Source organism: Enterococcus innesii, from assembly GCF_022846515.1.
In the GTDB taxonomy this organism is placed as follows: Bacteria; Bacillota; Bacilli; order Lactobacillales; family Enterococcaceae; genus Enterococcus_D; species Enterococcus_D innesii.
This window is the reverse complement of record NZ_AP025635.1, coordinates 2,442,546-2,469,042: the sequence shown is the minus strand read 5'-3', so window position 1 is coordinate 2,469,042 and position 26,497 is coordinate 2,442,546. Positions and strand designations below refer to the sequence as shown.

The 26,497-nt window shown below is 42.6% G+C and carries 20 protein-coding genes; 5 read left to right on the top strand and 15 right to left on the bottom strand.

What is annotated here, in order from left to right:
- The first annotated feature begins 3 nt into the window (after window positions 1-3).
- Genes ENLAB_RS11580 through ENLAB_RS11570 form a run of 3 tightly spaced genes read left to right on the top strand, consistent with a single transcriptional unit; the run spans window position 4 to window position 2,226 of the window.
- The gene (locus ENLAB_RS11580; protein WP_005227319.1) at window positions 4-639 is read left to right on the top strand and encodes an ABC transporter permease; all 636 of its coding nucleotides are present in this window, start codon (window positions 4-6) and stop codon (window positions 637-639) included.
- On the top strand, window positions 639-1,559 hold the full coding sequence (locus ENLAB_RS11575; protein WP_060792624.1) for an osmoprotectant ABC transporter substrate-binding protein: 921 nt from the start codon (window positions 639-641) through the stop codon (window positions 1,557-1,559). Before ENLAB_RS11580 ends, ENLAB_RS11575 begins: the two co-directional genes overlap by 1 nt.
- A 4-nt stretch (window positions 1,560-1,563) precedes the next feature.
- The gene (locus ENLAB_RS11570) at window positions 1,564-2,226 is read left to right on the top strand and encodes an ABC transporter permease (RefSeq protein WP_005227316.1); all 663 of its coding nucleotides are present in this window, start codon (window positions 1,564-1,566) and stop codon (window positions 2,224-2,226) included.
- Between the two features lie 131 nt (window positions 2,227-2,357).
- Here ENLAB_RS11570 and ENLAB_RS11565 read toward each other — a convergent pair whose 3' ends face one another.
- From ENLAB_RS11565 to ENLAB_RS11555, 3 genes are all read right to left on the bottom strand, one after another.
- Window positions 2,358-5,189: an endo-beta-N-acetylglucosaminidase gene (locus ENLAB_RS11565; RefSeq protein WP_200126209.1), complete on the bottom strand. Its 2,832-nt coding sequence runs from the start codon at window positions 5,187-5,189 to the stop codon at window positions 2,358-2,360.
- A gap of 175 nt (window positions 5,190-5,364) precedes the next feature.
- Window positions 5,365-7,305 (bottom strand): glycoside hydrolase family 127 protein, encoded by a 1,941-nt coding sequence (locus ENLAB_RS11560; protein WP_200126211.1) that lies wholly within the window; start codon window positions 7,303-7,305, stop codon window positions 5,365-5,367.
- A gap of 50 nt (window positions 7,306-7,355) precedes the next feature.
- Window positions 7,356-8,255, bottom strand: coding sequence for a helix-turn-helix domain-containing protein (locus tag ENLAB_RS11555; protein ID WP_244351162.1), 900 nt, complete (start codon window positions 8,253-8,255; stop codon window positions 7,356-7,358).
- A 120-nt stretch (window positions 8,256-8,375) separates the two neighbouring features.
- Between ENLAB_RS11555 and ENLAB_RS11550 the strand changes: the two genes are divergently transcribed.
- Complete coding sequence (locus tag ENLAB_RS11550) at window positions 8,376-9,638, top strand: glycoside hydrolase family 27 protein (protein ID WP_200126214.1); 1,263 nt, start codon at window positions 8,376-8,378, stop codon at window positions 9,636-9,638.
- 66 nt (window positions 9,639-9,704) lie between these two features.
- On the opposite strand, the gene ENLAB_RS11545 is transcribed toward ENLAB_RS11550, so the two are convergent.
- From ENLAB_RS11545 to ENLAB_RS11505, 9 genes are read right to left on the bottom strand one after another with little or no spacing between them, the layout of a single operon-like run.
- Window positions 9,705-10,895: an arabinan endo-1,5-alpha-L-arabinosidase gene (locus tag ENLAB_RS11545; RefSeq protein ID WP_244351158.1), complete on the bottom strand. Its 1,191-nt coding sequence runs from the start codon at window positions 10,893-10,895 to the stop codon at window positions 9,705-9,707.
- A 51-nt stretch (window positions 10,896-10,946) separates the two neighbouring features.
- Window positions 10,947-11,213, bottom strand: coding sequence for a DUF6171 family protein (locus ENLAB_RS11540; RefSeq protein ID WP_140966217.1), 267 nt, complete (start codon window positions 11,211-11,213; stop codon window positions 10,947-10,949).
- 3 nt (window positions 11,214-11,216) lie between these two features.
- Window positions 11,217-12,662, bottom strand: a complete 1,446-nt coding sequence (locus ENLAB_RS11535) for an alpha-N-arabinofuranosidase (protein ID WP_195265329.1) — start codon at window positions 12,660-12,662, stop codon at window positions 11,217-11,219.
- Window positions 12,663-13,646, bottom strand: coding sequence for a glycoside hydrolase family 43 protein (locus tag ENLAB_RS11530; protein WP_015508891.1), 984 nt, complete (start codon window positions 13,644-13,646; stop codon window positions 12,663-12,665). It abuts the gene before it with no gap.
- Window positions 13,647-13,649: 3 nt separating this feature from the next.
- Complete coding sequence (locus ENLAB_RS11525; RefSeq protein WP_200126218.1) at window positions 13,650-15,077, bottom strand: glycoside hydrolase family 43 protein; 1,428 nt, start codon at window positions 15,075-15,077, stop codon at window positions 13,650-13,652.
- A complete protein-coding gene (locus tag ENLAB_RS11520) occupies window positions 15,074-15,682 on the bottom strand; it encodes a DUF624 domain-containing protein (RefSeq protein WP_005232198.1) in 609 nt (202 codons plus the stop codon). Before ENLAB_RS11520 ends, ENLAB_RS11525 begins: the two co-directional genes overlap by 4 nt.
- A gap of 4 nt (window positions 15,683-15,686) precedes the next feature.
- On the bottom strand, window positions 15,687-16,520 hold the full coding sequence (locus tag ENLAB_RS11515) for a carbohydrate ABC transporter permease (protein ID WP_005232200.1): 834 nt from the start codon (window positions 16,518-16,520) through the stop codon (window positions 15,687-15,689).
- 11 nt (window positions 16,521-16,531) lie between these two features.
- Window positions 16,532-17,446, bottom strand: a complete 915-nt coding sequence (locus ENLAB_RS11510) for a carbohydrate ABC transporter permease (RefSeq protein ID WP_034872060.1) — start codon at window positions 17,444-17,446, stop codon at window positions 16,532-16,534.
- A gap of 56 nt (window positions 17,447-17,502) precedes the next feature.
- Window positions 17,503-18,843: an ABC transporter substrate-binding protein gene (locus tag ENLAB_RS11505; RefSeq protein WP_015508887.1), complete on the bottom strand. Its 1,341-nt coding sequence runs from the start codon at window positions 18,841-18,843 to the stop codon at window positions 17,503-17,505.
- 375 nt (window positions 18,844-19,218) lie between these two features.
- Here ENLAB_RS11505 and ENLAB_RS11500 point away from each other — a divergent pair, with 375 nt between their 5' ends.
- Window positions 19,219-20,109 carry an ArsR/SmtB family transcription factor gene (locus tag ENLAB_RS11500; protein WP_086293906.1) on the top strand — a complete coding sequence of 297 codons (891 nt, stop codon included), beginning with the start codon at window positions 19,219-19,221 and terminating at the stop codon, window positions 20,107-20,109.
- 448 nt (window positions 20,110-20,557) lie between these two features.
- Here the strand turns inward: ENLAB_RS11500 and ENLAB_RS11495 are convergent, their stop codons facing one another.
- The 3 genes from ENLAB_RS11495 to ENLAB_RS11485 form a co-directional block, all read right to left on the bottom strand.
- Window positions 20,558-21,460, bottom strand: coding sequence for an alpha/beta hydrolase (locus tag ENLAB_RS11495; protein WP_200143128.1), 903 nt, complete (start codon window positions 21,458-21,460; stop codon window positions 20,558-20,560).
- A gap of 279 nt (window positions 21,461-21,739) precedes the next feature.
- Window positions 21,740-23,563, bottom strand: coding sequence for a potassium transporter KimA (gene kimA / locus ENLAB_RS11490; protein ID WP_200126235.1), 1,824 nt, complete (start codon window positions 23,561-23,563; stop codon window positions 21,740-21,742).
- A 217-nt stretch (window positions 23,564-23,780) separates the two neighbouring features.
- Window positions 23,781-26,486 (bottom strand): YhgE/Pip domain-containing protein, encoded by a 2,706-nt coding sequence (locus ENLAB_RS11485; protein ID WP_096742181.1) that lies wholly within the window; start codon window positions 26,484-26,486, stop codon window positions 23,781-23,783.
- Window positions 26,487-26,497: the final 11 nt, after the last annotated feature.

Here is a 26,497-nt window from a genome sequence, read left to right as displayed (position 1 = left end):
CGCATGCAAAGCTTCTTTAATGAATATGGCGGCCAATTGGTCACCAAAAGTCTTGAACATTTGTATATCTCCTTTGCGGCTTTGCTCTTAGGGATTCTTGTTGCCGTACCGATCGGTGTGATCTTGACCCGTTTCCCCAAAGCAGCAACGATCGTGATCGGCATCACCAGTGCGCTGCAAACCGTGCCTTCTTTGGCCCTATTGGCATTGATGATCCCGATTTTAGGTGTCGGAAAAGTCCCTGCTATCGTCGCTCTTTTCATTTATTCCTTGTTGCCGATTTTGCGAAATACCTACATTGGAATGAAAAAAGTCGATTGGAATTACCGCGATGTTGCCAAAGGGATGGGGATGACCAACTTGCAGTCGATCATCAGTGTGGAATTACCCCTAGCGATCCCAACGATCATGGCAGGGATCCGCTTATCGGCCGTGTATGTTTTAGCCTGGGCTACCTTGGCTTCTTACATCGGTGCCGGTGGACTTGGTGATTTGATCTTTAGCGGACTAAACAACTACCAACCGCCTTTGATTTTTGCTGGGACGATTCCAGTGACGATCTTTGCTTTATTAGCTGACTGGTTGTTGGGTTTGTTAGAAAACAAACTAACACCAGCTGCCTTAAGGGGGGATGCGTAATGAAAAAAACTTCAAAATTAGCGCTGTTGTTTTCCTTAAGTGTCGCTTTACTGTCCGGCTGTTCCTTTCCCGGTTTAGCATCGACTTCTGATGAGAATACCGTGGCGATCACAGGCGGGATCACTTCCGAAGCCCAAATTCTTGGCGCGGTGGTTGCCGGTATGGTCGAACACTATACGGATAAAAACACAACCGTCATTAACAACTTAGCAACAACGACCATCAATCACCAAGCGATGATGAATGGCGATGCGTCGATCTCAGCTGCCCGCTACACAGGAACTGACTTGACCACGACGTTAGGGTTGGAGCCAGAATCTGATCCGCAAGCCGCCTTTGACAAAGTCAAATCAGAATTTGAGCAACGGTACCAACAGACTTGGTTCCCTTCATACGGCTTTGATAACACGTATGTCTTTCTTGTCAGAAAAGACACTGCCGAAAAATACGGATTGGAAAAAGTCAGTGACTTGAAAGATGTCGCAGATCAATTAGTTGCAGGGGTCGATACCGCGTGGATCACACGGGTCGGTGATGGGTACGATGGCTTCCAGAAAGCCTATGGGTTCTCTTTCCAAAATATCCTACCGATGCAGATCGGTCTCGTTTATGATGCTGTTGATAACGGAAAAATGGATATCGTTTTAGGGTACTCAACCGACGGCCGGATCGGCAGTTACGATCTCGTGATGCTAGAAGATGATCTAAACTTCTTCCCGCCTTATGATGCCGCACCGATCGTCGATGACAAATTATTGAAAGAAACACCTGAAATCGGCGATGCCCTGAACAAATTAGCAGGCAAAATCGATACCGAAAAAATGCAAGAATTGAATTACCAAGTGGATAATGACCTTCTAGAACCAACGGTAGTTGCCGAACGTTTCTTAGAAGAAAATAATTACTTCGAAGGAGAGTGACGAAATGGCAGACATGAATTTATTCCAACAATTTCTTTTCTATTTTCAAGAAAATGGCGGCTATGTTTTTGCCCAGTTCATTCGTCACTTCTTGATTTCAATCTACGGGGTACTTTTTGCCTCGATCGTCGGCATTCCAATCGGGATCTTGATTTCTAAAAAAATGCGTTTGGCAGATTGGGTGATTCGTTTCGCCAATATCATCCAGACGATTCCATCTTTAGCGATGATCTCGATTTTAATGATCGGCATGGGCTTAGGTGTGAATGTCGTGATTTTAACGATTTTCCTTTATTCTTTGTTACCGATCATCAAAAATACCTATACCGGCATGCGCCAAGTCGACCGCAATACGTTAGATGTCGGCAAAGGGATGGGGATGACTAGCTGGCAGCGATTGTATATGATCGAATTGCCATTGTCTGTTTCGGTGATCATGGCAGGGATTCGAAACGCCTTAGTCGTGGCGATCGGTATCACCGCCATTGGCGCTTTCGTTGGTGCTGGTGGACTGGGGGACATCATCATCCGCGGAACCAATGCGACAGATGGAGCATCGATCATCTTAGCCGGTGCTTTACCAACTGCCTTGATGGCAATCATTACGGATCTTGGGCTAAGCTTTATTGAACGCCGCTTAGATCCCGCCAGCCGTACTTCACGCTAAACTTATTGGGAAAAAGCAAAAGCCGTTGTGACCATTTATTGGTCGCAACGGCTTTTTTGGTTCGGTCATTTTTCAGAAAAGCATCGCTTCAGCCGCTTCCCTTTTTAGGGTTAACGCCCTGCTCTTTTTTGCTATTTATCCATTCCGTATACTTCGACTTCATAGATTCGGGCTGCCGAATCTGCTCCTTGTGTTGGTTTATCGATACTGATTTTTACATATTGCACCTTCTGGACGGCAAACGTATTGGTGCTATTGCCGGCTTCATTTTTCAACGTTCGTGAAACTGGCTCATAGTCTTTGCCATCTTCACTGATGAGCACCGTATACGCCCGCGTATTCATGTCTGGACCTTCTCCACCAGCCTCCGCATGAGCGAGGCGTACTTCACTGACCGTTTGTGGTCGACCGAGATCGATCATCAACTCATGAGGCGCATTGCCTGTCGCACACCACTTCGTACTCAAATCACCATCGAGGGCAAAAGCCGGTGCTTCGGCATCATTGACAAACGATGAAGCAGTTGCTTCGGCATCTTTTGAAAGCAGCAGCAACTCTTTCGGCGCATCAGCAGAAATCGTGATCAATCCCGCCATTTCCAGAGGGGTCTCTCCTGCTTCGTTTTTGGCAACAAGCGTGACTTTGTAGGTACCTGGTTCCGAATAGGTCACTTGGGGATTTTCTTCTGTACTGCTGGTGATATCGCCGCCTTCAAACGTCCATTCAAATGCTTCGGCATTCGCAGATGAGGTATTCGTGAAGGTGATCGTTTCCCCCGGTGCCGCTAAGGTTTTAGAGGCTGTAAAGGCTGCTTTTGGCAGCTGATTGTTCGGCCAAGTGATCTCCACCGTATCGGATAGCTTGCCGCGATTGCCATAGCGATCCACTGCCACCACCGCGAACTTGGTTCTCGTCCCTTTTGGTCGTTCAACGGCATTCAAATAGTGGTTGGTTGCTGGCGTAGCTGCTAAGAAAGAGCGTGAGCCGTCATCGTTCAATTGGTAGACCTCATAAACCGCAGCTGTCTTGTCCTTGGCAGCTTCCCACGTTAAACGGACACCCGCATAGTTGCCCTCTTCTTCATCAAAGAGCACATCCTCAACCGTCAATGCTTCGGCAGCGAATTTCTCCGCTTTCTGATCTCCGATCGTTAATTGCCCTAAATTCAATTCATAGACATCACTGGTTTCTTTCGTGGTTATGTCATAACCGATCGCTGTCACTTCTCCTTTGATGTCTTTCAATGAGTAGGTGATCGTCGTCCAGTCTGTTGCGACCTCTTTGTCTCCTTTGATTGTTTGTGTCGAACCATCGGCTAAGGTCACGACCAAATCAAGAGTTGTCGGTACCGTTGCTTTGACAGTCGTCGTCAGCTTCGTCTTTTTCGTCACAGGAAATGCTGTCTGATACAATGCCATGTGACTGGTACTGCCTTTTGTCATCTGTCCACGTAGTTTCAGTGCATTTCCGCCATTGTAGGCATCCGCATAATTGATTGATACAGCCAAATCATTGTCTTTTCCATGGTCAAAGACCCAACGATAGGTCGGCAAAACAGCTTGCAAACTCCGATTGTTCCAATTGCGGCTGGACACTTTTTCTCCCTCGATAAAATAGTTGTAGCCATTCCCCAGACTAAAATTCGTCACAAAAGGCAGCTCTGTGATAGCGGTCTGTTCCAAGGCATAGGTGGAGATCCCAGGCCACTCTGTCGCTTCTGGCAGCTGGCTTTCCCGAGGATCACCCGTGTTATTGACCCAAAAAGCATTCTCTTTGCTTTGGAAGTCATCCGGCGTACTAGCAGAAGAATAGGTCCAGCTAGGCACATACAGGCCCAATGAAGTATAAGGAACGCCTTTTTCATCCGTAAACAGATCCCAGCGCACAGGCGTTGCATAGCCATTTTCTTGTACATCGATCCCAGCAAAAAGATCGTAAGGATCGACACCGATTTCACGGGCTTTTTCATTGGAGGCCTTCAACAGCTCCTTGTCCGCCAGTTTGTCAGTGGTCCACCAGAAATTCAAGAACATACTGTCTGCCAATGGGTTCATCTCTGCATCCACTAAATAGGCTTTGTTCTTATCCGTCAGAGCATTTTGCCAATCCATTTTCCCATCACTCGTCATGGAATCATACCACATGATCTCTAAATGATCGTCGGCTTGTTCTTTGAATTGGGCGATCAGTTCTTGCATCGCTTTGGCGTGGCTTTCATTTAGTCCTTTACCATCAGCCCCCGATTGTTCGACACCTTCCGCTGCATCATCAAAACTAGTGACCGCCGTATCGGTTTCTTGATTGATGAACCAGCCATCAAAGCCATACCTATTGGCAACTTCGATCATTTTTTCTACGATCGGGAAATTGCCGTCCTCATCCTTAGCTAAAAACGTATCTAGCCATTCCAGCTTCCCACCATGGGCAGTTTGCGGAAAGAAGATCGTTCCTAAAACCGGCACGCCATTCCTATGAGCAGCATCTGTCACATCAGGACTTGGCGGTACGATGATCCCTTCGCCAGAAGAGCCGCCCCAATAAACCAATTGATCGATGTATTGCCAATAAGAAAAGACATTGGCATCAAAGGTATTGATCCCTCGTGGTGCATTGCCGCTCGTACTGCTATTCATGATCGAAAGCGCCACGACTTTGGTTTCTGCCGTTTGCGTGTCATTCATCTTCGGCAACGTCTCTTTAGCTGCCCGCTGCGCTAATGGAACAACGCTGGTATTGTATTTCGCATCTGGATCTTTTTCAAAAGACCATGCCAACAAATCCTCTGGGAACCAATAAGACGACTCCGGTTGATTGTCCATCGCTTTTTCCAACGTACTTTTGGCTGTTTCTTGGTAAACGACTTTTCCAGTTGTCTTCGCCTCACTTTGGGTGCAGCCACCGATTGCCGTTGCCGCTGCCAATACCAACAAAGATACGCCAACTTTACTGATTTTCCTTGTCACACTTCTTCCTCCTTGTTTTACATAAACCCGCCAACATTCCTACACTAAAACGATAACGCTTTCAAAGATCGGAATATAGGAACAAATTAAAGAAATCATGCAACAAATCCAAGAAGGTTAGGTTTAGAAAAAAAAGAGCCTCCTTTTTGGGAAGCTCTTTGGCCCTGCTTACTTCTTACTCCTTTCCAACGAGCGGCAGCCAAACGCGCATTTCGCCTATGCCCCGATTGCCCCATAAATGGTATGGGATCAGTTGCCACGTACGAGGTATGACCGTTTCCGCTCGTTCTTCGTAAAGGGTTGTTCCCGACCATTCTTCGCTTTGGTAGCCTTTGATCGCCAAACGTAAAGTAGTTGGCAACAACGTATCCTCTTTCGAAAAGGTCGCCTCCAGCGCCTGTGGGTCGATGCGGCAACGCCAGAGTGCTTGACCATTGTCGGCTTCTTCTATGCAATACACGAAGGGGCCACGTTGCAATGCGACTTGATTGATAGCTTGAATAACTTGAGGATTCGCACGCAGGATTTGCAATGGTTGTTCAAAACGGATATTGGCCGTCACGTTTTCGACTGCCTCAAAGATGATTGCCTCGTTCGTCTCCTGCCATTCGTGTTCACTATCGATTTGAAACTTACTTAGTCCGTTAGGTTTGTGGATGATAAGCGTCTTTGGAATGCCTTGATAGCGAATCGTGAGGTCCTCTGTAAAAGGAAACCCGCCCGTTTGTTCAAACGTAAATTGATCAGGTTCTTCTAAACGGCTTGCTACAAATAAATTCACGTAAAGCTTCTCTTGATCGCAAGTGTAAACCAAGCGCTGCAGCGAAGCGACCATCCGTGCAAAATTCGGCGGACAACACGCACAACCGAGCCAATCGGGTCGTTGGGCTTTGACGTGACCTTTGCCAGGATTTTCTTGATCTCGTTGGGGATTGACCTCCAAAGGATTCACGTAGAAAAAGTGTTTGCCGTCAATTGCCGCACCAGAAAGGACGCTATTATACAACGCTCGTTCCATCGTCGCTAAATATTTTGGTTCATTGGTTAGTTTGAACAGCTCAAAAGAAAATTGGACCAATGCAATGGCAGCACAGGTTTCACAATACATCGTATCATTTGGCAAATCATAGGGACCGACAAAGGCTTCCCCGTGAACGGTTGAGCCGACGCCACCGGTCACATACATTTTCTTACAGGCGATGTCTTCCCAAATCGCTTCACAAGCGTCGATTAATTCTTGATCTTGGGTATGCTGGGCGACTTTTGCCATCCCGCTTGCCATATACAGCATTCGTACCGCATGACCTTTGGCTTCATGCTGCTTTTTAGGTTGATCGTAGGCTTGTAAATAGGTGAGGTCTACCCTTGGCGTTTCATCCGATAAGCCATCCGCTTGGTTTTTCAAAATTTCTTTTTCGTAAAAGGCAGGATCTTCCCCACGTACTTCAAGAAAGAAATCAGCTAATGTCAAATAGGTTTGTTTACCGGTGTATTCATACAAACGCACCAGCGCCAATTCGATCTCTTGATGGCCATCTGCACCTTGAATTTTTTCAGGCTCCCGCCCAAAATGCGTGCAAATATTGGCGATATTTTTCTCTGCCACGGTCAGTAATTTATCCTTGCCTGTCGCTTGATCATAAGCGATAGCCGCTTCGACTAAATGCCCGGCACAATAAAGTTCATGACTGAAATACAGCTGACGGTATTTTAACTTCGGTCGGGTCAATTGAAAGAAGGTATTTAAGTAGCCATCTGCTTCTTGCGCCGCAGCAACTAAGTCAATCACTTCATCTACTGTCTTTTCCAATTGCGGATCGCTAGTATTCAACAAGCTATACCCAGCTGACTCGATCCATTTGTAGACATCGCTATCTTGGAAAAACCAGCCGAAATGTTCTCCTTCCATTTGCCTTGCGGCGATGCGAAAATTCGCCAATGCATGGCTTTTCCCAGCTGGCAAATTGGGATCTTCCCGTTCTGCTTGAACATCTACATCGATTTCATCATTTAGGACTTGGTATTGGTAAGGAATCGTTTCTTTGCGAACAAGCTCTTGGTATCCTTGCCAAAACTCGTCCGTGAGCTGGATCTTGTTTAATGCGAATTCTTTCATTACGTTCTCCTGTTCTTTTACTTTTTTATGCTTGATCATTCAATTCATATTTACTTCATTAATAAAAAGTTCGGATCATCTCCTGTGATATGTTGCCCTGCCTCCTCTTTGATCGTTTGCTTATATAAGAGCTGGTAGGCTTTAGGACTCATGCCTTTTTTCTGTTTAAAGGTATTGCTAAAGTGCTGCCTGCTGTTGAATCCTGCTTGAGCGGCAATTTCGACGATTGGCAGCTGACTATTGCTTAGTAAAAATGTTGCCTGCTTCAGACGCTCACTGGTGAGAAAATGGTTGACCGTCACTCCCAGTTGCTCATGAAAGAGTTTATGCAAGTAGGCTTTCGTAATCCCCACCGCCGCTGCGATTTGGGGGACTTGAATATCTTCATCAAAATGCTGTTGAATATAGTCGATCGCAGCGTTCACATAGCAATTGCCCCGTTTGGTTTCTTTCGTACGTAATGAAAAGGCTAATTCCATCAGCATCCGCTTAAACAAGAGCTCAATCGTAAATTGCCGTTCAGCAGACGGTTGCTCTTGAGTATCATCGATCATTAGCAGCTGCAGCAATGACTTGATCGCTTGTCCAAATTGGCGGACATCGCGACTTTTCGCGTAAGGCTCATTCAATTGTACATTTCCTTTGATGTATGCAAAAACATCACGAACACAAAGGGCGGACGGTGTCTCACTTAGAAGAAATTCAATATTCAGTAATGTGCAGGAATCTCCTTCAACGAGTAAGGCGTGTTCCACAAACGCATTTATGAAAACGAAATCATTTCTTTCCAGAACAATTACTTGATCTTGCACCTTTATCTTACACTTCCCTTTGGTCACAAACATGATCTCACACGCTGGGTGTTGATGTGGATCCATGGAAAAACGCTCAAGGGCAACACTATAGTATGCTGTAATCTTCGCATAGTTTGTTTCTTGTGGAAACACCATTGATCAACTCCTTTTTCATTCGTTGACGATTTCTTTCTTTTTTATTTCTAGTAGACAAAACTTTCCCTCTCTTTTTTATTGCTTACTATACTATAAGAAAAACGTACTAGGAGGAAATCGATGTCTTTTTTACATTTTGCACAAACACCCCCAATGGGATGGAATTCTTGGGACTGCTATGGCGCTTCTGTAACCGAGGCAGAAGTGATCGCCCATGCTGATTTTATGGCAGAGCATTTGAAAGCTTATGGTTGGGAGTATGTCGTCGTGGATATTCAATGGAGCGAACCAGAAGCAAAGTCTACAAGGTACAATGATTTTTATCCGTTGTGTATGGACGACTATTCTCGCTTGATTCCTGCTGAGAACCGCTTCCCTTCAGCAACAGATGGCGCTGGTTTCAAAAAACTTGGTGACTATCTGCATCAAAAAGGGCTGAAGTTTGGTATCCATATCATGCGCGGCATTCCACGACAAGCAGTTCATCAAAATACGCCGATCAAAGGAACGGATAAACGGGCACGGGACATTGCTATGAATTCAATCTGTCCTTGGAATTCCGATATGTATGGGGTCGATGTTTCATTGCCTGAAGGACAGCTTTATTATGATTCCTTGCTCGAATTATATACTTCTTGGGGTGTTGACTTTATAAAGGTGGATGATATCGGCGATTCGAAAATTTACGGTGATGCCCATAAAGCAGAAATCAAAGCGATTCGCCGTGCGATCGATCGATCGGGTCGAGAGATCGTCCTTTCTTTGTCTCCCGGACCAGCTGCCCTCAAAAATGGTAGTTTCTTTCAAAATCATGCCAATATGTGGCGCTTGACGGATGACTTTTGGGATCATTGGGACGCCCTTTACTCCATGTTTGACCGAGCAGCAGAGTGGGCACCTTTCGTTCGTCCAGGTAACTGGCCTGACTGTGATATGCTACCGCTGGGTCATATCGGCATTCGAGCAGTTGATGGTGGCGGTGGTGACAGCTGGACACGTTTTACGAAAGACGAGCAATACTTATTGATGAGTTTATGGACGATCTTCCAATCTCCATTGATGTTCGGTGGTACTTTACCAGACATCGATCCTTTTACCTTACGTTTATTGACGAATACTGAAGTCTTAGAAATGTATCGAAGAATCCATACGAAAAAAGAGTTCTATCGTGATCAAGAGTGGATCATTTGGGAGGCGTTGAGCGACACAGCAGTCTACTATGCCATTTTCAATGTTTCTGATCAAACACAAACCATCCCAAAATCGATCGCTGCTTTACTACCAATTAAAAGCGGCACTGAGTTATGGCAACAAAAAGAACAAACAATTGCCGATGCTGAGGTTCCTACTCATGGTGTCCGATTATTCAAAGGCAGTATTTAGTAAAGCCGGCAGCAGCATACGTTTATAAGCAGCACAATGTAACCTACTCATTGTGCTGCTTGTTTTTTATTCTTCGTACACTTTTCGACCAAGAAACGCAACGCCTTGATCATTGATTCCAGAGAAAAACAACCTTTTTTTTTGGTCGATGTACTCATAATATGGGACAAATTCGTTTTCTCCCCACAAGTAACTTCGTCCTTCTTTTTTTAATGCTGTTATTTCTTGCAGTTGAGAAGATATAACTTGAGCTTCATGATCAAATTGGATGATTTCCCACTTTCCTAACAGAGTTTCCTGCTCTGGCATTCGTGAAACACTTCCTTGATAGATTGAAGCAGAGATTACTGGCCAGCCTGATTCCAGCCAATAGAGTTTACGTATCTGTAAATGGAATTGGTCACTGAATGGTTTTCTCCGTGCATGATGCACAACGAAGCTTTCTTTATTGGTTTGCGTAAAGATCGAATTATGACCAGGAGCGTATACAACTGGTTCTTCTGAGAACTGATAGCTGCCCAACAGTTTAGTCCCTACTTCGGTTGGCGTCTTTTCTTGATCCGTCATGGCCGTACCATGCCAGTCCAGATATGGCCCTGTAATTTCTTTTGCTCGTGCGACACGGATATTATACGAATCGTTAAGGGAGTCGAAAGAAACAAACAAATAATAATAATCGGTTTCAGGATGATAATAGATAAATGGGCCTTCAATAGCAGTATCAACTGTTTTCGGACGAAAAGCAATCCGTTGACCATAGCTCTTTTCTTGAAGTTTTCCAGTTTCTTTGTTCAATGGAGCAATATAGATTCCGCCAAAAAAAGAACCATAGACAAACCACTGCTCACCTGAGCGGTCAAAAGCAATATTGGCATCGATCGCGTTATGCTGTGCAAGAGTAGCATTGGTTTTAATAACCTCTCCTTGATCTTCCCAAGGGCCCAAAGGATCTGATGCTGTAGCTAAGCCAATAAAAGAAGTGGTACTGCCGAATGTCGAAGCAGAATAATACATACGGAATTCGTCCTTGTAGCGGATAACTTCCGGTGCCCATAGTCCTTGAGCTTTGCTCCATTTTACTGCTGGTTCAGGCATTTCTGACAATGCCTGTTTCTCAAATTGCCAATGGATCAAATCTTTTGAACGACGAATTGGTACACCTGCCGTTTTGGGCTGTTGGGTGTCCGTTGAATATAAATAAAAGGTGCCTTCATGTTCAATAATCGTAGGATCATGAACCCCATTGATCGCTGTCATGTCTTCCCTCATCTCCTAATTGATTTATGCTATTTTATAAAAACAGGACAGCTACTTGACGAGCTGTCCTGTTTGTTCCCACATTCCTGCAGGACAGTTTTTCTTAGCTAAGTTTGCGCGAAACCGATAAAAGCAGCCGCATTTGGTACAGGTATGATTCAATCGCAATGGACAAGCCTCACAAACAGCGATTCTCCTACTGACGATCTCCGGCGAAGCCAAGTCGCTTTCTAAAGAAAGTTGTTCTGCAATCAAGGATTCAATGTCTTCCTGTGCTGCTGCAGCAGCATCTTTCACTTCGCACCCTTTACAAGTCATGGGTCAGACTGTCAATGAGATCGTTAGAACACTCATTGCTGGCACCCGCAAGCTGACTTTGTTCTCTTCAACATTGTAAGCGGTGAAGTCTTGGATCACCACATCTTCAGGATGATCAAAATCATTGTGTGCGTTCATTTTGTCCCCCACGATATAACGAGCTTCTTTCACTTCATTGATCGCTGTTTCAAGGGAGAAAGATAATTCTTCCGTGCCTTGGGTAGCAAAATTACAAACCGATAGATGGATCGTATCCTCTTTTTTCGAAATCGTATACGTAATGGTATCACTACTAGTTCCATGGCTATCAATGGTTTCAGCATCTTGATGGACTTTGTACAAATCAAATACATGATAGCTTGGGGTTTTCACCATTTGTTCGCCATCTGTCAAAATCATCGCTTGCAGGACATTGACGGTTTGTGCGATATTTGCCATATGCACTCGCTTGGCATGTTTATGGAAAATATTCAAGGTGATCGCTGCGACCATGGCATCACGGATCGTATTTTGTTGGTATAAGAAGCCTGGATTCGTACCAGGTTCTGCTGAGAACCAAGTGCCCCATTCATCAACAATGATTCCCACACGCTGTTCTGGATCATACTGGTCCATGATCGCGCTGTGGCGGGTCAATAATTCATCCATGTAGGCTGCTTTTTCACAGGTCACTTGCCACTCTGCCTCATCAAATTCCAAGGCGCTACCTTTTTCTTCCCAGCCTTGCGGATGAACGTAGTAGTGCAAGCTTAGGCCGTCCATCAACCAATGGGCGTTTTTCATCAGCGTTTCTGTCCAATGATAGTCTGCGACATTCGCTCCGCCAGCAACTTTGTAGATTTTTTTGTCACCGTATTGGCGGACATAGGTTTGATAGCGGCGATACAGATCCGCATAGTACTCTGGCCGCATATTGCCGCCGCAGCCCCAGTTTTCGTTTCCTACGCCAAAGAATTTCATTTCCCACGCTTCTTCATGGCCATTTTCTCTGCGAAGATCAGCCATCGGAGAAATGCCATCCATCGTGATGTATTCCACCCATTCCGACATTTCTTGCACCGTTCCGCTGCCGACATTGCCGTTGACATACGCGTCACATTCCAGCTGCTTAATCAATTCAAAAAATTCATGGGTCCCGAAATGATTGTTTTCAGTCACGCCGCCCCAGTGCGTGTTGACCATCGTTTTGCGGTTTTCTTTAGGACCAATCCCGTCTTTCCAATGGTATTCATCGGCGAAGCAGCCGCCTGGCCAACGCAGCACAGGGATTTGAATGTTTTTCAGTGCTTCAACCACATCGATCCGCATCCCATTTTTATTTGGGATCGGTGAATCTTCTCCAACGTATAATCCTTCATAGATACAACGGCCTAGATGCTCTGCAAAATGACCGTAGATATATTTACTGATCGTTGTTCCTGATTTTGTGTTTTGAATGTTAATCGTCAATCAGTTCACCTTCATCTCTAATTTATTGTTTGCGACCGGCTCGCCAAAGACTGGGAATCCTTTTTCATCCCAAGTGAATGGTTGTGCAACTGCATGTCGATTCGGGTTTGCCAGAGGATCGCCTGCCTGATTTTTTTCTGGTCTTGCATGATAAACTAAAATGTCCTCACCATCTGCCCCTTTTGTAAAAGAGTTATGTCCCGGTCCATATTGAGAATTCCGTTCTGACGTTTGAAAGACTGGCTCTTGGGATTTGTGCCAAGAAAATCCATTCAATAAATCACTATTTTCGTCTGTCCACAATAATCCCATAGCGTAATTTTCATCTGTAGCACTGCCAGAATAAGTGATAAAAATCTTACCATTTCGCTTAAGCACGGCTGGTCCCTCATTCACCATGAAACCAATCTGTTCCCAAGGGTATTCAGGGATCGATAGTAAAAGCTGCTTTCCTTTTAGCGTCCATGGATTTTCCATTTCTGATAGATAAAGATTAGAGTTTCCTGGAATTCTTGGATCTTGTTGCGCCCAAACATAATAAAGTTTCTCCTGATGTTCAAACACAGTTGCATCCAAACTAAAGCTTTCAAATTGCGTGATGACCTGTCCTTTTTCTTCCCATTCCCCTTCAAAAGGGTCACTTGCATTATTTTCGATCACGAACATTCGATGATGATGATTTTCATTTCTGATCTCTTCATTATCACTCGCGGCAAAATAGATATACCACTTATCAGCGATAAAATGAATTTCTGGCGCCCAAATCAATTCACTCATTGGTCCCGACTCATGTGCCTGCCAAACCGTCTTTCTTTCCGCATCTTCCAGTTCATTGAGGCTTTTCGCTCGTCTAAGTTCAATCGACTGATACCCAGGAACTGAACCTGTAAAATAATAGTAACCATCGGAATGTAAATATACCCAAGGGTCTGCTCGTTCATACACGATTGGATTTTGTATTGTCTCTGCATTTGCTTTTGCCATACCTTACTCCTCATTCCTAACAATAAATAATGGTAATCCTGTTTCGGAGGTACCTGTAAATGTCATTACTTGCTTTTGCTGATTTTCATCCCAGCCGGAAAGAAACTTCCCTTTGTAAACAGTGTCATCGATAACCACACTTGAATCTTCTTGACTATTCTTTTCTGCTAGTTCCCATGTTCCAGTGCGATCACCTTTGATCGTGCCATTTTTTTCAACTGTAATTTCCTGTGGTTCTTTCAAATCATCCGTTAAAAACTTGTCAAAGGAAATCAGCGTATAGGCACCCGTAACTTGATTCTTTGTATAGTCAGCAATCGTTTCTTCGCTGTATCTCAATGGAGAAACAACCGGCCAGCCTGCTTCTGTGAAAAACATTTGATGGACTCTCACAGAATGGTATTCTCCGCTATTTGGAAAACGTGTATGGAAAATCAGGTAATATTGATTGGTTTCTTCATCATAATAGGTCGAGTTGTGACCTGGCGAAACATAGCCCACCCCTTCATTGCTCGTATTTTCGGTATATAGGAAGTTCCCCATAATTTTAGTTCCGAAGTCTTGAATACTTGCGTCATCAAAAACCGTTCCAAATTTCCCTTTGACCTCAGCCATTGGATTTCCTTGGCTGTCTTCATAAGGACCATCGGGATTCTTTGACCGCGCGACTCGAAGGTTATATCCACCGTCTGCATCTAGCCCACCAAATGAAGTGAACAAGTAATAGTAGCCATTTTCTTGATTATATTGAATGTATGGTGCTTCGATGCGACTGTGATTTCCGCCCATCAAATGTGTTCCGTAAGAATTGCGATCTTTAGGCAAACCCGTTTCATCATCCATTTCTAGGATAAAAATCCCACCTGAGTATGATCCATAGACCATCCATAATTTTCCTTCATTGTCATAAAAAACATGAGGATCGATCGCATTTGGATGAATCGCTGCATTGTACGCTTCACCAAACTGCGGAGAGGTTCCTGAATAAAGAAAAGATTCGACTTTTTCATAAGGACCTTCAATAGAGTCAGATACCGCCACTCCCATTACGGAGAGCGGTGAAGTTCCTTGACACAAACAATAGTACAAATAGTATTTTCCATTCTTAAACTGTTGGATATCACTAGCCCATAACGTATCTGTCTGTGCGTACTCAAACTCTTCTGCCAATTCTTCTCGAATATTCTCAAATAGTGTATCTTCAGATACTGAATTAGATATCTGCTCCCACTTCATCAAATCCTGAGACTTGGCAAATTGCATATGTGATCCAATAATATAAAATGTATCATCCGCTTTGATCACCGATGGGTCATGGACACTAACATCGGCAAACTCAGGAGGGGACAAGACTTCTTCAACTGCAGAAGCAGTACAGCCAGATAAAAGAACCATTAGAGGAACACACGAGAAAAGAAATTTTTTGATCATGATTTTAACAATCCTTTCTTGCTATAGCCTGACAACAAGCACTTGCTGGCACTGTACAAAAAGATTGAAATTGCGACAAAAAAGAACCAATGATACGCCATGCTAACAATTGAAAATGTGAGAACCATCAAAAGGCAAAGAAACGATTCTTTTGGTAACAAGAATGGACTCGTCAATGAAAAAACGGCTTTTTTCCTCCACTTATCTTTACTCAATCGAGTGACTAAGGATAAATTGATCAATACTAAAATCACATAACTGAACAAAAACAAAAGTGGCCATTGGAAAAATGCTCTCATTAGATCACTTTGCTGCACAATCAGCAATTCCAAATAGAGAATGCCTAGAATAAGTGGAAATATAAAGACCCGCCATTTGTATAAGCGAATGGCTGACACATAGTTTTTCCAAAATAAAGTCAATACTTCTATATAAGAGTAATAGCCTGTAAATAGATCCTCTTTATTTAGAATCGTTAAGACAGCAACAGTACTGGGAACAAAGCCGACCACAAAAAAACCAGCTAAAATACCTAGAAGCCACAAAATATTTAGTTCTATCAGAAGTACGAATGCATTTAGCCAGTTCATTGCTTTTAGAAACATCTACTCACCCTTTCATTCCAGAAAGTGCAACTGATTCAATAATTTGCTTTTGGAAAATAATAAATACGATCAAAACCGGAAGTAATGAAACAACGGAAGCTGCCATAATCAACGGATAATCCGTTTGAATTGCATAGGCGGCATTTAAGTTTGCGATCACTACTTGCAATGTTTGTTTTTCTGGACTATTCAAGTAGATCAATGGTGCTAAGTAGTCATTCCAAGCGCCCATAAACCATAAAATAAATTGAGCAGCAACTGCTGGACGAATCAACGGGAAAATCAATTGGATAAAGGTTTGTAAATAGCCCGCCCCATCAATTTTTGCCGCCTCAACGATCGAATCAGGAATATTAGATAAATATTGTCGCAAAAAGAAAATCATCGTGATATTCCCAAACATTCCCGGAATGATCAATGGTAATAACGTATCAACCCAGCCAATTTGGGAGAACATCATAAATTGTGGGATCATCACCGCTGGATAGGGAATCATCAAAGCGGCTAAAAGAATTAGAAATAGCGCATCTTTATGCGGCATCCGTAATTTGGCAAATGAGAAGGCAGCTAAACTGGATGTCAGAGTACCTACAACAGTTACAGAAAGTGAAACGATCACTGTATTTTTAATCCCTGAGAACAAAGTGTCCAGCTCAGATAAACGTTTGTACGCATCAAATTGTACTGGGTCTGGAATCCATTGAGGTGGCAGCTGGAAGACGCCAGCTCGGTCTTTTAGCGATGTTGAGATCATCCAAAGTAACGGCCCCACCATAATAACTGCTCCAAGGGAGAGAATTAAAATAATGAGTACGTTGCTTATTTTCAGTTTTTTCATTCTTTTCCCTCCTAATCTAATTTATAGCTTGAACGATTGTTCATATAGAATTGGAATGCTGTTATCACAAAAACCAATACTGCTAGAATCAACGCCATACTGCTTGCATAACCCATTTGCCAATTTCTGAAAGCTTTTTGCCAGATATACCAAACGACCGTAGCACTGCTATATTGTGGTCCGCCAGTTGGTGTCATAATGTTTATTTCCGTAAAGATTTGTGAGCCGCCGATAATATTCGTAACGACTAAAAAGAAAGTGACTGGTCTAACCATCGGCCAAGTGATATTGCGAAACTTTTGAAAAGAAGAAGCACCATCTAATTCTGCTGCTTCATAAAAGGTTTTGGGTACACTTTGAATCGCTGCCAAGTACAAGAGCATCGAATAGCCCAAGCCTTTCCAAACAGACATAATAATAATTGCCGGTTTGACTGTTGATGGGTTTTGCAACCAGTTAGGGCCGCTGATACCGAAGATATCCAAGACCTGATTGACTAAACCAAAATCACCATTGTAAGCCCATTGCCACAAAATCGAAATGGCTGCTAATGATGAGATGACTGGAATATAATAGATTGTTCGAAAAATCGTCGTTCCTTTAATTCCTCTGCTCAGTGCTGATGCCAGCATAAATGACAAAATCAAACCGATTGGAATTCCTAACATCAAAAAGACGGTATTAAACATCGTCTTATAGAAGTACTCATCTCTAAAAAGCTTCTGAAAGTTCTCAAGACCGATAAAATTCATTTGCCCTAGACCGTTCCAATCTGTAAAGGCAGCATAAACCGAATAGCCCAAAGGTATCAATGAAAACAAAATAAATCCTAAAACTGGAAGTAGAACGAACAAGAAAGCAACTTTGTGCTCTTTTGCATAAAGACTATTTTTATTTTTTGTTTTTTTTATTTCCACTTGTTCCATTACGCGTCCCTCCATAAAAATCTTTGGGGTCACATAGATATGTGACCCCAGTGAGTCTATCTTGCTGTTTCTTGTTGGCGAATCGCTGAGTCTAGTTTTTCTTGCATCTTAGGTTGAACTTCTTTTAAATAATCCGCTGCCGTTTGATCTCCATCTAACACAGGTTGGATATTGATAAAGAATTCATCGTACCATTCTGCATTGTAGGTTGTTGCTACTGGCAAAGCGCGACCATAATCTTGGACGATGTCAATAAATTCTTGTTTATTATTAGGCACACTATCCGTATCAGAAGCCCATTCTTCAGCCATATCAATCAGGTTAGGAATTTGAATCTGTGCGTCTACTAATTGTTGTTGTCCTTCTTCAGATGCACTTAAATATTCAACTAATTTCACTGCTTCTTCTGGATGTTTGGTTTTGCTGGCAACACCAATTCCTAAAGAACCGATATACGTTGCAGATTCGCCTGTAGAGCCTGCTGGCCAAGGCATCAAGTCATACTCAAAATCTAATCCAGCATACGTACTCATATCCCAAGGTCCTACAGGAAAGAAAGCAATCTCCCCATTCATCCATCTTTGATACGTATCCAATGTTTGTGCATCAGAAATTGAAGGGGTGAGTTCATGCACATTTTGCAGATCCGCAAACCATTGCAATGCTTCCGCAAATTCTGGTGTATCGACTGTAACGGTATCTTTGGCTTCGTTGATCCAATCTGCTCCGTTACTCCAAACAAAAGCTTGTAAACTCCAGTTTACGTTAAATCCTGTTGCCCATTGGTCAAGATTTCCATCTCCATCAGAATCCTTCGTCAACTGTTTAGATACTTCAACGAATTCATCCCATGTATAAGGCGTATCTGTATCTGGCAAATCAATACCAGCTTCTTTAAACATGTCTTTGTTATATCCTAAAGCAAATGGTCCAACATCTTTTGGTAATCCATACAAAGCACCGCTACCAACTTTTTCACCATCATACCGATAACTGTTTACCCCATATTCCCAAATGTTTGAAAGATCAAAATCTGAATTCTCAATTTCATCCGTAATATCTAGCAAAACACCATTATCAACGTAAGCCATTAGATTGCTTTGTTCTACATAGAAAACATCGGGCATATTACCGCCTGAGATTGCCGCTTGCAGCTTTGTTGCATATTGATCAGCATCTGTGGCAATAATCTTAACGCTTACATCATTTTCTTCCTCAAATTGTTTAATTGCTGTTTCATAGGCTTTCTTCTCGTCCTCGCCACCTCGAAACATAAACGTAATTTCTTTACTTCCGCTATCATCACCTGAACTATTATTACTGTTTCCGCAGGCCCCTAATACCAAACTACTTAAACCTAGAACTGCTCCCGAAAAAATAACCTTTTTGATGTTCATCTTTTCCATCCTCTCAAGTTTTATAGATATTTGCAGGTATGTTATCACATTTGTTCATTGACATCTCTTAAAAAAGACCTTACTAACTGCTCATAATAATTCCTAACACCTAAGATGTTTCCTATAAAGAAGCCTATAAACAATTCACAAAAACAAAACATAGAAATTGATGTTTGCAAACACTTTCAATTTACAAATAAATCATAACTTGATTTGTAATCGCTGTCAACAATATTTTGATTAATTTATTCAAGATAATATCTATATTAATTAATAAATATATTAATAACTAACGAAATAAACAACGCTATTTACACAAATTAGCAAATATGTTAACATTCAAGTAAATCAAACAGTTTATGCGGAGGTGACACGATGCAATTAGAAATCAATCAAGAAGCATTGCCAGTCTATGAGGCACTTGCCAGTAACGTGCGAATCAAAATCATTCAATTGCTGGCTAAAAACAAGATGAATGTCAAAGAGTTGGCACAAGAGTTAGGCTTAAGTAGTGCCATCGTTACGATGCACATCAAAAAATTAGAGGAAGCCAAAATCATCAAAACAGAGCGTGTGGGGCAAAAAAAGATTTCCAGTTTGAGAGTGGATCATATCGATATCAACTTTCCTGAGAAAATCTTTAATGCCTTTGATACGAAAGAAACGGCGATACCGATCGGTCATTATACAAATTATTCGGTAGAACCAACGTGCGGGCTTGCTACTTCAGCTGATTTTGTGGGAATGGTGGATGAACCGAAGTTTTTCATGGATCCCCGACGAATGGATGCCCGCATCTTGTGGTTTACGAAAGGATTTGTCGAATACCAATCGCCAAACTTCTTAGCAAAAGAAGAAAAACTCGAAATGATGGAGATTTCAATGGAAGTTTCGTCTGAATTTCCTTTTTCCAATAACAACTGGCCGTCAGATATCACCTTCAGCTTAAATGGTGTGGAGCTTGGTACATGGACTAGCCCAGGGGATTTTGCAGATATTCGCGGCAAGTATACACCGGATTGGTATCCAGACAATCTCAATCAGTACGGGTTATTAAAGACGATTCGCATCATGGATCATGGAACCTACATGGAAGGTGTTCCTCTTTCCGACATTACGATCAAGGATATACCTGCCTACGAAGATACGTGGCATTTAAAAGTGGAAGTCAAAGAAGATGCCGAGCATGTCGGCGGTTGTACCCTCTTTGGCAAGGGGTTTGGGAATTACGATCAAGATATCAAACTAAAAATGTTTTATAGCTAAAACAACTAATAAGGAATTGTCTATTAGAACGAAGCTGCATATAAAGTCGCTTTTATTTCGTATCCCAAAAATTAGTCTAAAAACTGATTTCCAGTAAGGCCTGTCCTACTGAATAAATAATTCAAGAATTTAAACTATTTAAATTTATTTATTACAGGGTTTTAAATGAAACCGTAACGCATCTATGCAAAGTTGATTTATTCTTGAAAAATAAATTTTCAAGTTAAACCTTCACCTCAGCAGCTTTATCCATGATCTCAAAATTTCAATCCAGTGGTTAGACAAAGTGCATTTCTTGAAAGAGTTAGACCCTTTTCAGTATTCAAGTAAACAAAAAAAGAGTTGATCAGCATGTCTCCTTTTGGAGACACCGATCAAACTCAATCACTCATATTCAAATCTAGCATTGCTTAGATTATTACCTTGTGACTAGTAAACTATCGCTCATTTATTGCGTATATTTTTTTAAGAAAGACACGATGTTTTTTAGTACAGCCTCACAGAAGAAAAGACTGCCGCCGTGATCCGCATTATCTATAGCATAAAATTCAGCTGTTACTTCATACGATTGACAGTGAGCAAATAATTCGACACTTTGTTCAAATGGCACCACTGTATCAAGATTGCCATGCATGATTAGTAAGGGGGCTAATTGTTTATTTTTCTTCAGGTAATAAGGTACAGATGCTTTTTCAGCTTCTTCTTTATGATCTTTTGGTATTTTCCCACCCAGTAATTGACTCTCGGGACTTTCAATATGAGTATGGTCTACTGAAGAAGGATAATCAGCAATCGTCGTTAAATCTGAAACTCCATATAAATCGATACATCCTCTAATTGGTGGTAAGGGAGTTGTCGAAGAGTCTAAGAAAGGTTGATTCCAAGTTGCCCAACACAATAAAGCAGTGTGTCCCCCGCTGGAATCACCTGATAAAAACAAGTTCGTTGTATCTATAGAGTATTCTTCAGCTTTTGTCATTAAAAAACGAATTGCTTGCTTACAATCTTCCACTTGCTTTGGGAAAATCCCCTCAGGAATCGGAGTATACTCGATAATAGCCACAATATAGCCATTTGTTACCACTTCTTTTAAATCTAGCAAATGATTATTTAGATTTTGCTTCATCCATGCAGATCCTTGGATATGAAAAACAAGGGGATATTTCTTCTTTTTGTTTTGCTGTTCGGGAAACATCATGCGGATACGTCTTTTTTTACCATCTTGGGTTTGATAATAGCTGTCTTGTGCTTCGATTTTGCCTCGAATATTTTTAGGATCTCCAGGGATTATTACCATTCCGTCAATCTTTGCTCGAGACTTATTCACCATACTGTTATTCTTGGAACTCATTTCTTCCTCCATCATTTCGACTTTAACTAATATTGTTTCAAAAATAGCGCTTTCTCGCGCTCTTGTCAATCTCTTTTATTTTCTAAACTCACAAATTTTTCCTTAAACAGATTGAAAAAATTGTTACTAGAAAGCCTACATACAGTTTCTATAACTTTCATATTTATTTCCCGCAATGAAAGAGCGACATTCGCCCCTCCTCAATCGCTTCTTAGCTCTGCAGCATCAAGGAAAACGAAAAAAGCTGGTTGATCCTACAAAGGATCAATCAGCTTTTTGTTATTTCTTCAAATGGTAACTGTACGTACTTACAATGATGTTTTCACGCCAAGAGAGTCTGAAACGCAAGCGCAGGCTTGTTTGGTTGTGCAAAATATTTTGCCAGCGACGTCTTGGGACAAACTGTGGAATGATGACGGTCGTTGTGTAATTGTGTTTGGCTGCATTGCGGCTGACTAGATCCACATAACGTAAGATGGGATTTTCAATCGAACGATAAGAAGAATGAACGACGGAGAAACGCACGTCTGGGAATTTTTGCTTAAATTCTTGTTCGATTTCTTTTTCTTTCTTCACATCTTCATCCAACGATACGTGCATCGCTACGACATAATCACCAATCGATTGGGCATAGTTCAATGCGCCGATATTTACTCGGGTAACATTTCCGACGAGAACGATCACGGTATTTCCTTCATAGACATGCAGTGCTTCTTGTTTTTCCAATCGCAGCTGTTCTGCGACTTTTTTATAATGATCATGGATCTTGTAAAAGATATACAAGAGGATCGGCATGATAATAAAGAATGGCCAAATATCGCCTAAGCGATACACGAACAAGATGGCAATGATCGCAAAAGAAATCAAAGCCCCAATGATGTTGGCGATCGATTTAAAGAACCAGCCTTTGCCTTCTTTTTTCCATTTGATCACCATTCCGCTTTGGGATAGTGCAAAAGGAATGAATACCCCGATGGAATACAACGGAATCAAACGCTCGGTCGATCCTTGGAAGATAAACAATAGGACGATGGAACCAGCAGCCAAGGTGATGATCCCGTTTGAGTAGCCGAGACGGTCCCCACGGTCTTGATACATGTGTGGCATATATTTGTCTTTGGCTAAGTTATACGCCAACACGGGGAAGGCAGAAAATCCAGTATTTGCGGCAACTGCTAAAATCAGCGCTGTGGCAAATTGCAAAACGTAGTACATAAACCCATGACCAAAAACGGCGGAACCGATTTGAGATAGAACGGTCACTTCTGTTTCTGGTACGATACCATACCAATAGTTGATAAAAGTGATGCCGACAAAGAAGAACCCTAAGATCGCAGCCATGATCGTCAAGGTCGCAGCTGCATTTTTCGCCCGTGGTTTTTTGAAAAATGGCACCGCGTTACTGATCGCTTCGACCCCCGTCAAAGAAGAGGAACCTGATGAGAAAGCCCGTAAGATCAAGGCTACGGATACCCCAGGCACCACAGCTCCTGGCAGTGCGGTTGCATTCAACGGTTGCGCACCAGTTACGATGTTGTACAAGCCGACCACGATCAAGACTGTGATCACTGCGATAAAGGTGTAGACAGGAATCATTAAGAAGCTAGCTGATTCTCGCAGCCCTCGCAGATTCATCATCATGATCAAGAGCACGATCACAACAGAAATCGCCACTTGATGGCCGAACAACGCTGGCACAGCAGAAGTGATGGCTTCCGCCCCTGCTGAGACGGATACTGCTACTGTCAGCATATAATCGATCAACAGTGAGCCGCCGGCAATCAGGCCCGCATTTTTCCCTAAATTTTCACTACTTACTACATACGCCCCACCACCGTGAGGGTAAGCATGAATGATCTGACGGTAAGACAAGGTCAATGAAATCAAAAGAATAATAACAAAAGCAGCGATCGGTAATGAATACCAGATAGCAGCAGCGGAAAGTGCCACTAATACGACAACGATCTGCTCTGTCCCATAAGCAATCGAAGACAAAGCATCAGAAGATAGCAACGCAAGGGCCGCCGTCCGGCTCAGTTTTTGTTCATCATTCTCTGCGGATTTCAATGGACGTCCGACCAACAAACGTTTCAAATACTCCACTTTTTCTACACTCCTTTTCATGAAAAAATCCTTCGTTAAACTTGTAACGATATCCTCACAAATATTGAATTATCAAGACTGTATGCTACTCTTGTAACCGCGAAAAGTCAATGAAAATCAGATGAAAAAACGACCCTTTTTCCCTCTTTTGATTATTAGAAATTTCACGTGATGGCACAAAAGCAGAAAGAACAAATGCTCTTTCTGCTTTAAGATTTTAGTGGAAGAAATGACTTTCTTTGGAAATGTCACTTAGTTTCTTCGTAGAGTTGACTAGATAAGGATACGCGTACGTACCGACGATCCCAAAGACTAGGAACAAAATCGTTAAAATGATCAACTGCGGGATAGCATTTGGCCAATAGATCCCACCGGCTGATTCTCTTAACAGATTGACCGCATGGGTAAATGGCAGTAGCGGATTAATGAATTGGAAGAACTTCCCAGAGACTTGGATTGGGTAGTTTCCTCCCCCACCTGAAATGGAGAGAACCAAAATAATGATGGCGATCCCTTTCCCGAGGTTGCCGAACAGTCCCGCCAGTACGTAGACGATCATCATAAAGGCGAGTCCAACGAGTAATGCGAAGAAGACACTGTACACTGGATTGTGGACATCAACGCCTAATAAAAACATATTTCCTAGGGTCACGATCAAACTTTGGGCGACTGCCATCGTCAAGAACGTCAGCATTCGTGCCACAAAGGTTTCACGTTGTGTAAAGCGTTTTTTGTCTTTCTTCTCTAAATGATACTCCGTTGTAGCGACACTTGACAACAATAATGCCCCTACCCACAAACACAATGCGGTATAAAATGGCGTGCTAGCTGAACCATTGTTGGCGATTGGATAGATTTCATTGCTTTTTAATTCCACTGGTTGTTTGAAGAAGTCAGCTTCATCCGTAGCATCAAGTTTCAATAATTTGATGACTTCCCCGAGATCGACTTCATTTTCTCCTGCTCGGATCGCATCAGCGGCTTTGTGGATACCTGCTTTGATACTTGGCCAATCGTTATTGATCAAATCAACGGCCGCATCCAAGGCTTTTTCAACTTCTGGCAGTTTTTCATCCACCATCGCCATCGTAGAACTGATTTCTGATTTGATGGTTGGCCAATCGTTTTGCAAGAAGTCTACGGCCAGCCCTAATTTTTCTTCGACAACTGGCAATTCGTTGTTGTAAAGGTCGGCTCCTTTGTTGATGGCATTGACGATCTCATCCATATGGCCATTCAGCATCGTATTGGCATCGTGCAATTCTTGTTTGATGGCAGGCAATTCTTTTTGGTATTTTTCCAAAATCGTCACGGCATTGCTGACCACTGATTTGGTGGAAGACAGCAACGAGTCAAAATCGATCTCTTGGGCTTTTTTCAAGACATCTTCGGCGGTGGTGATGGTTTTGATTAGTTCAGTTAGAATGTTGTTGATGGTTGCAGTGATTGAATCAACATTGATGCTGTTCATAAGATCAGCGATGTTTTGAGCAGCTGCGGTAACTTGATCGAGATACGCTGTAATTTCATCAACAGACCCATTTTGAACAAGGTTATTCAATTGCGATAAGCGGTCAGATAAAACTCCTAGCGATGTTTTAGCATTGCTTAGTTGCGTAATGATACCTTCTAAATCGGCGTTACTACCGGAATTCTGAATATTGGTTAAAAAGGCAATCAAGGAATCCAAGGCTGCTTGTTGTTGCTGGATGTTCTTTTGAAAGTCAGTGATCGTTGCACTGATCGCTTGACGCTCTTCATCCGTTAGTTCATTGTCAGCGAGTGCTTGACGAATCGTACTTGTCAGCCCAGCAGTGGTGGTTGCCACTTGACTGATCGACTGAATCGTCACCTTCACACTGCTAGAAATACTTGGCAGGGCATCTTGCAACTGTTGCGCCCCATCTTTGGTCGCTGTGGCGAAGCTAGCGGCTTGGTCGCCTAGTTGTTCGATCTGTGGTAACGCGGCTTGAACTTGTTCGATGACTTGCAGTCCTTGTTTGGCGGTATCGATACCGTCCGTCATGGTGCTGGCAATGTCATCAAAATCATCATCGATCATCTTCAATTGTTTGCCGGCATTTTGGATCTCTGGGATCTTTTCTTGCAAGGTCAAAATGATGCTGGCTTCTTTCTTCAATGTCGGTAGCTTATCGTTTAGGCCAATCAGTTTTTCCCCCATGGCATCCACTTGCGGGATATAATCGGTAAATTCTTCGGCTTTTGCGATCTTTTCTTTGATTTCTGGAAACTTATCGTGCAAGGTGACGATCTCTTTCGTATAACCGTCGATCGTAGCCAAATTGTCATCGGTATCTAAGATCATGGATTTGACTTTGTTGATGCTAACTAAGTTGGAATCAATGTCATAGCCGATTTCATTGAAGACTTTTATTAACGTGGAGCTGGCAGTCTCAATAAAGTTTTGTGAGATTTCTTCTTGAAGACTGCTGGCTCCTTTTTCGGTGATTTTTGGTGCGATGGCGTTGATTTTTTGGTTACTGTAATACTCGATCGTCGGTTTTTCAATTGTCCCGCTGGTAAAGCTGATCAGATCATCTGAAAAATCAGCTGGCAGATAAATACCGGCGTAATATTTTCCTGATTTGACCCCTTCTACCAAGTCCTCTTTTGAATCCACGAAACGCCAGCCTAACTGTTTGTTATCATGGAGGGTGTCGATGACTTCATCACCGATATCGATATGCTTGCCTTGAAATTCTGCCCCTTTATCCGCACTATACACGGCGATTGGCAATTCACTGGTGTTGCCATATGGATCCCAAAGTGCTTTGATATTGAACCACGCATAAAGCGAGGGCAAGATCATTAAGGCAATGATCAAAAATGCAGAGATTGGATTGCTGAAAATTCGTTTCCAGTCCAGTTTATATAAATAGAAAACATTCTTTAGTTTATTCATTTTTTTCTTCC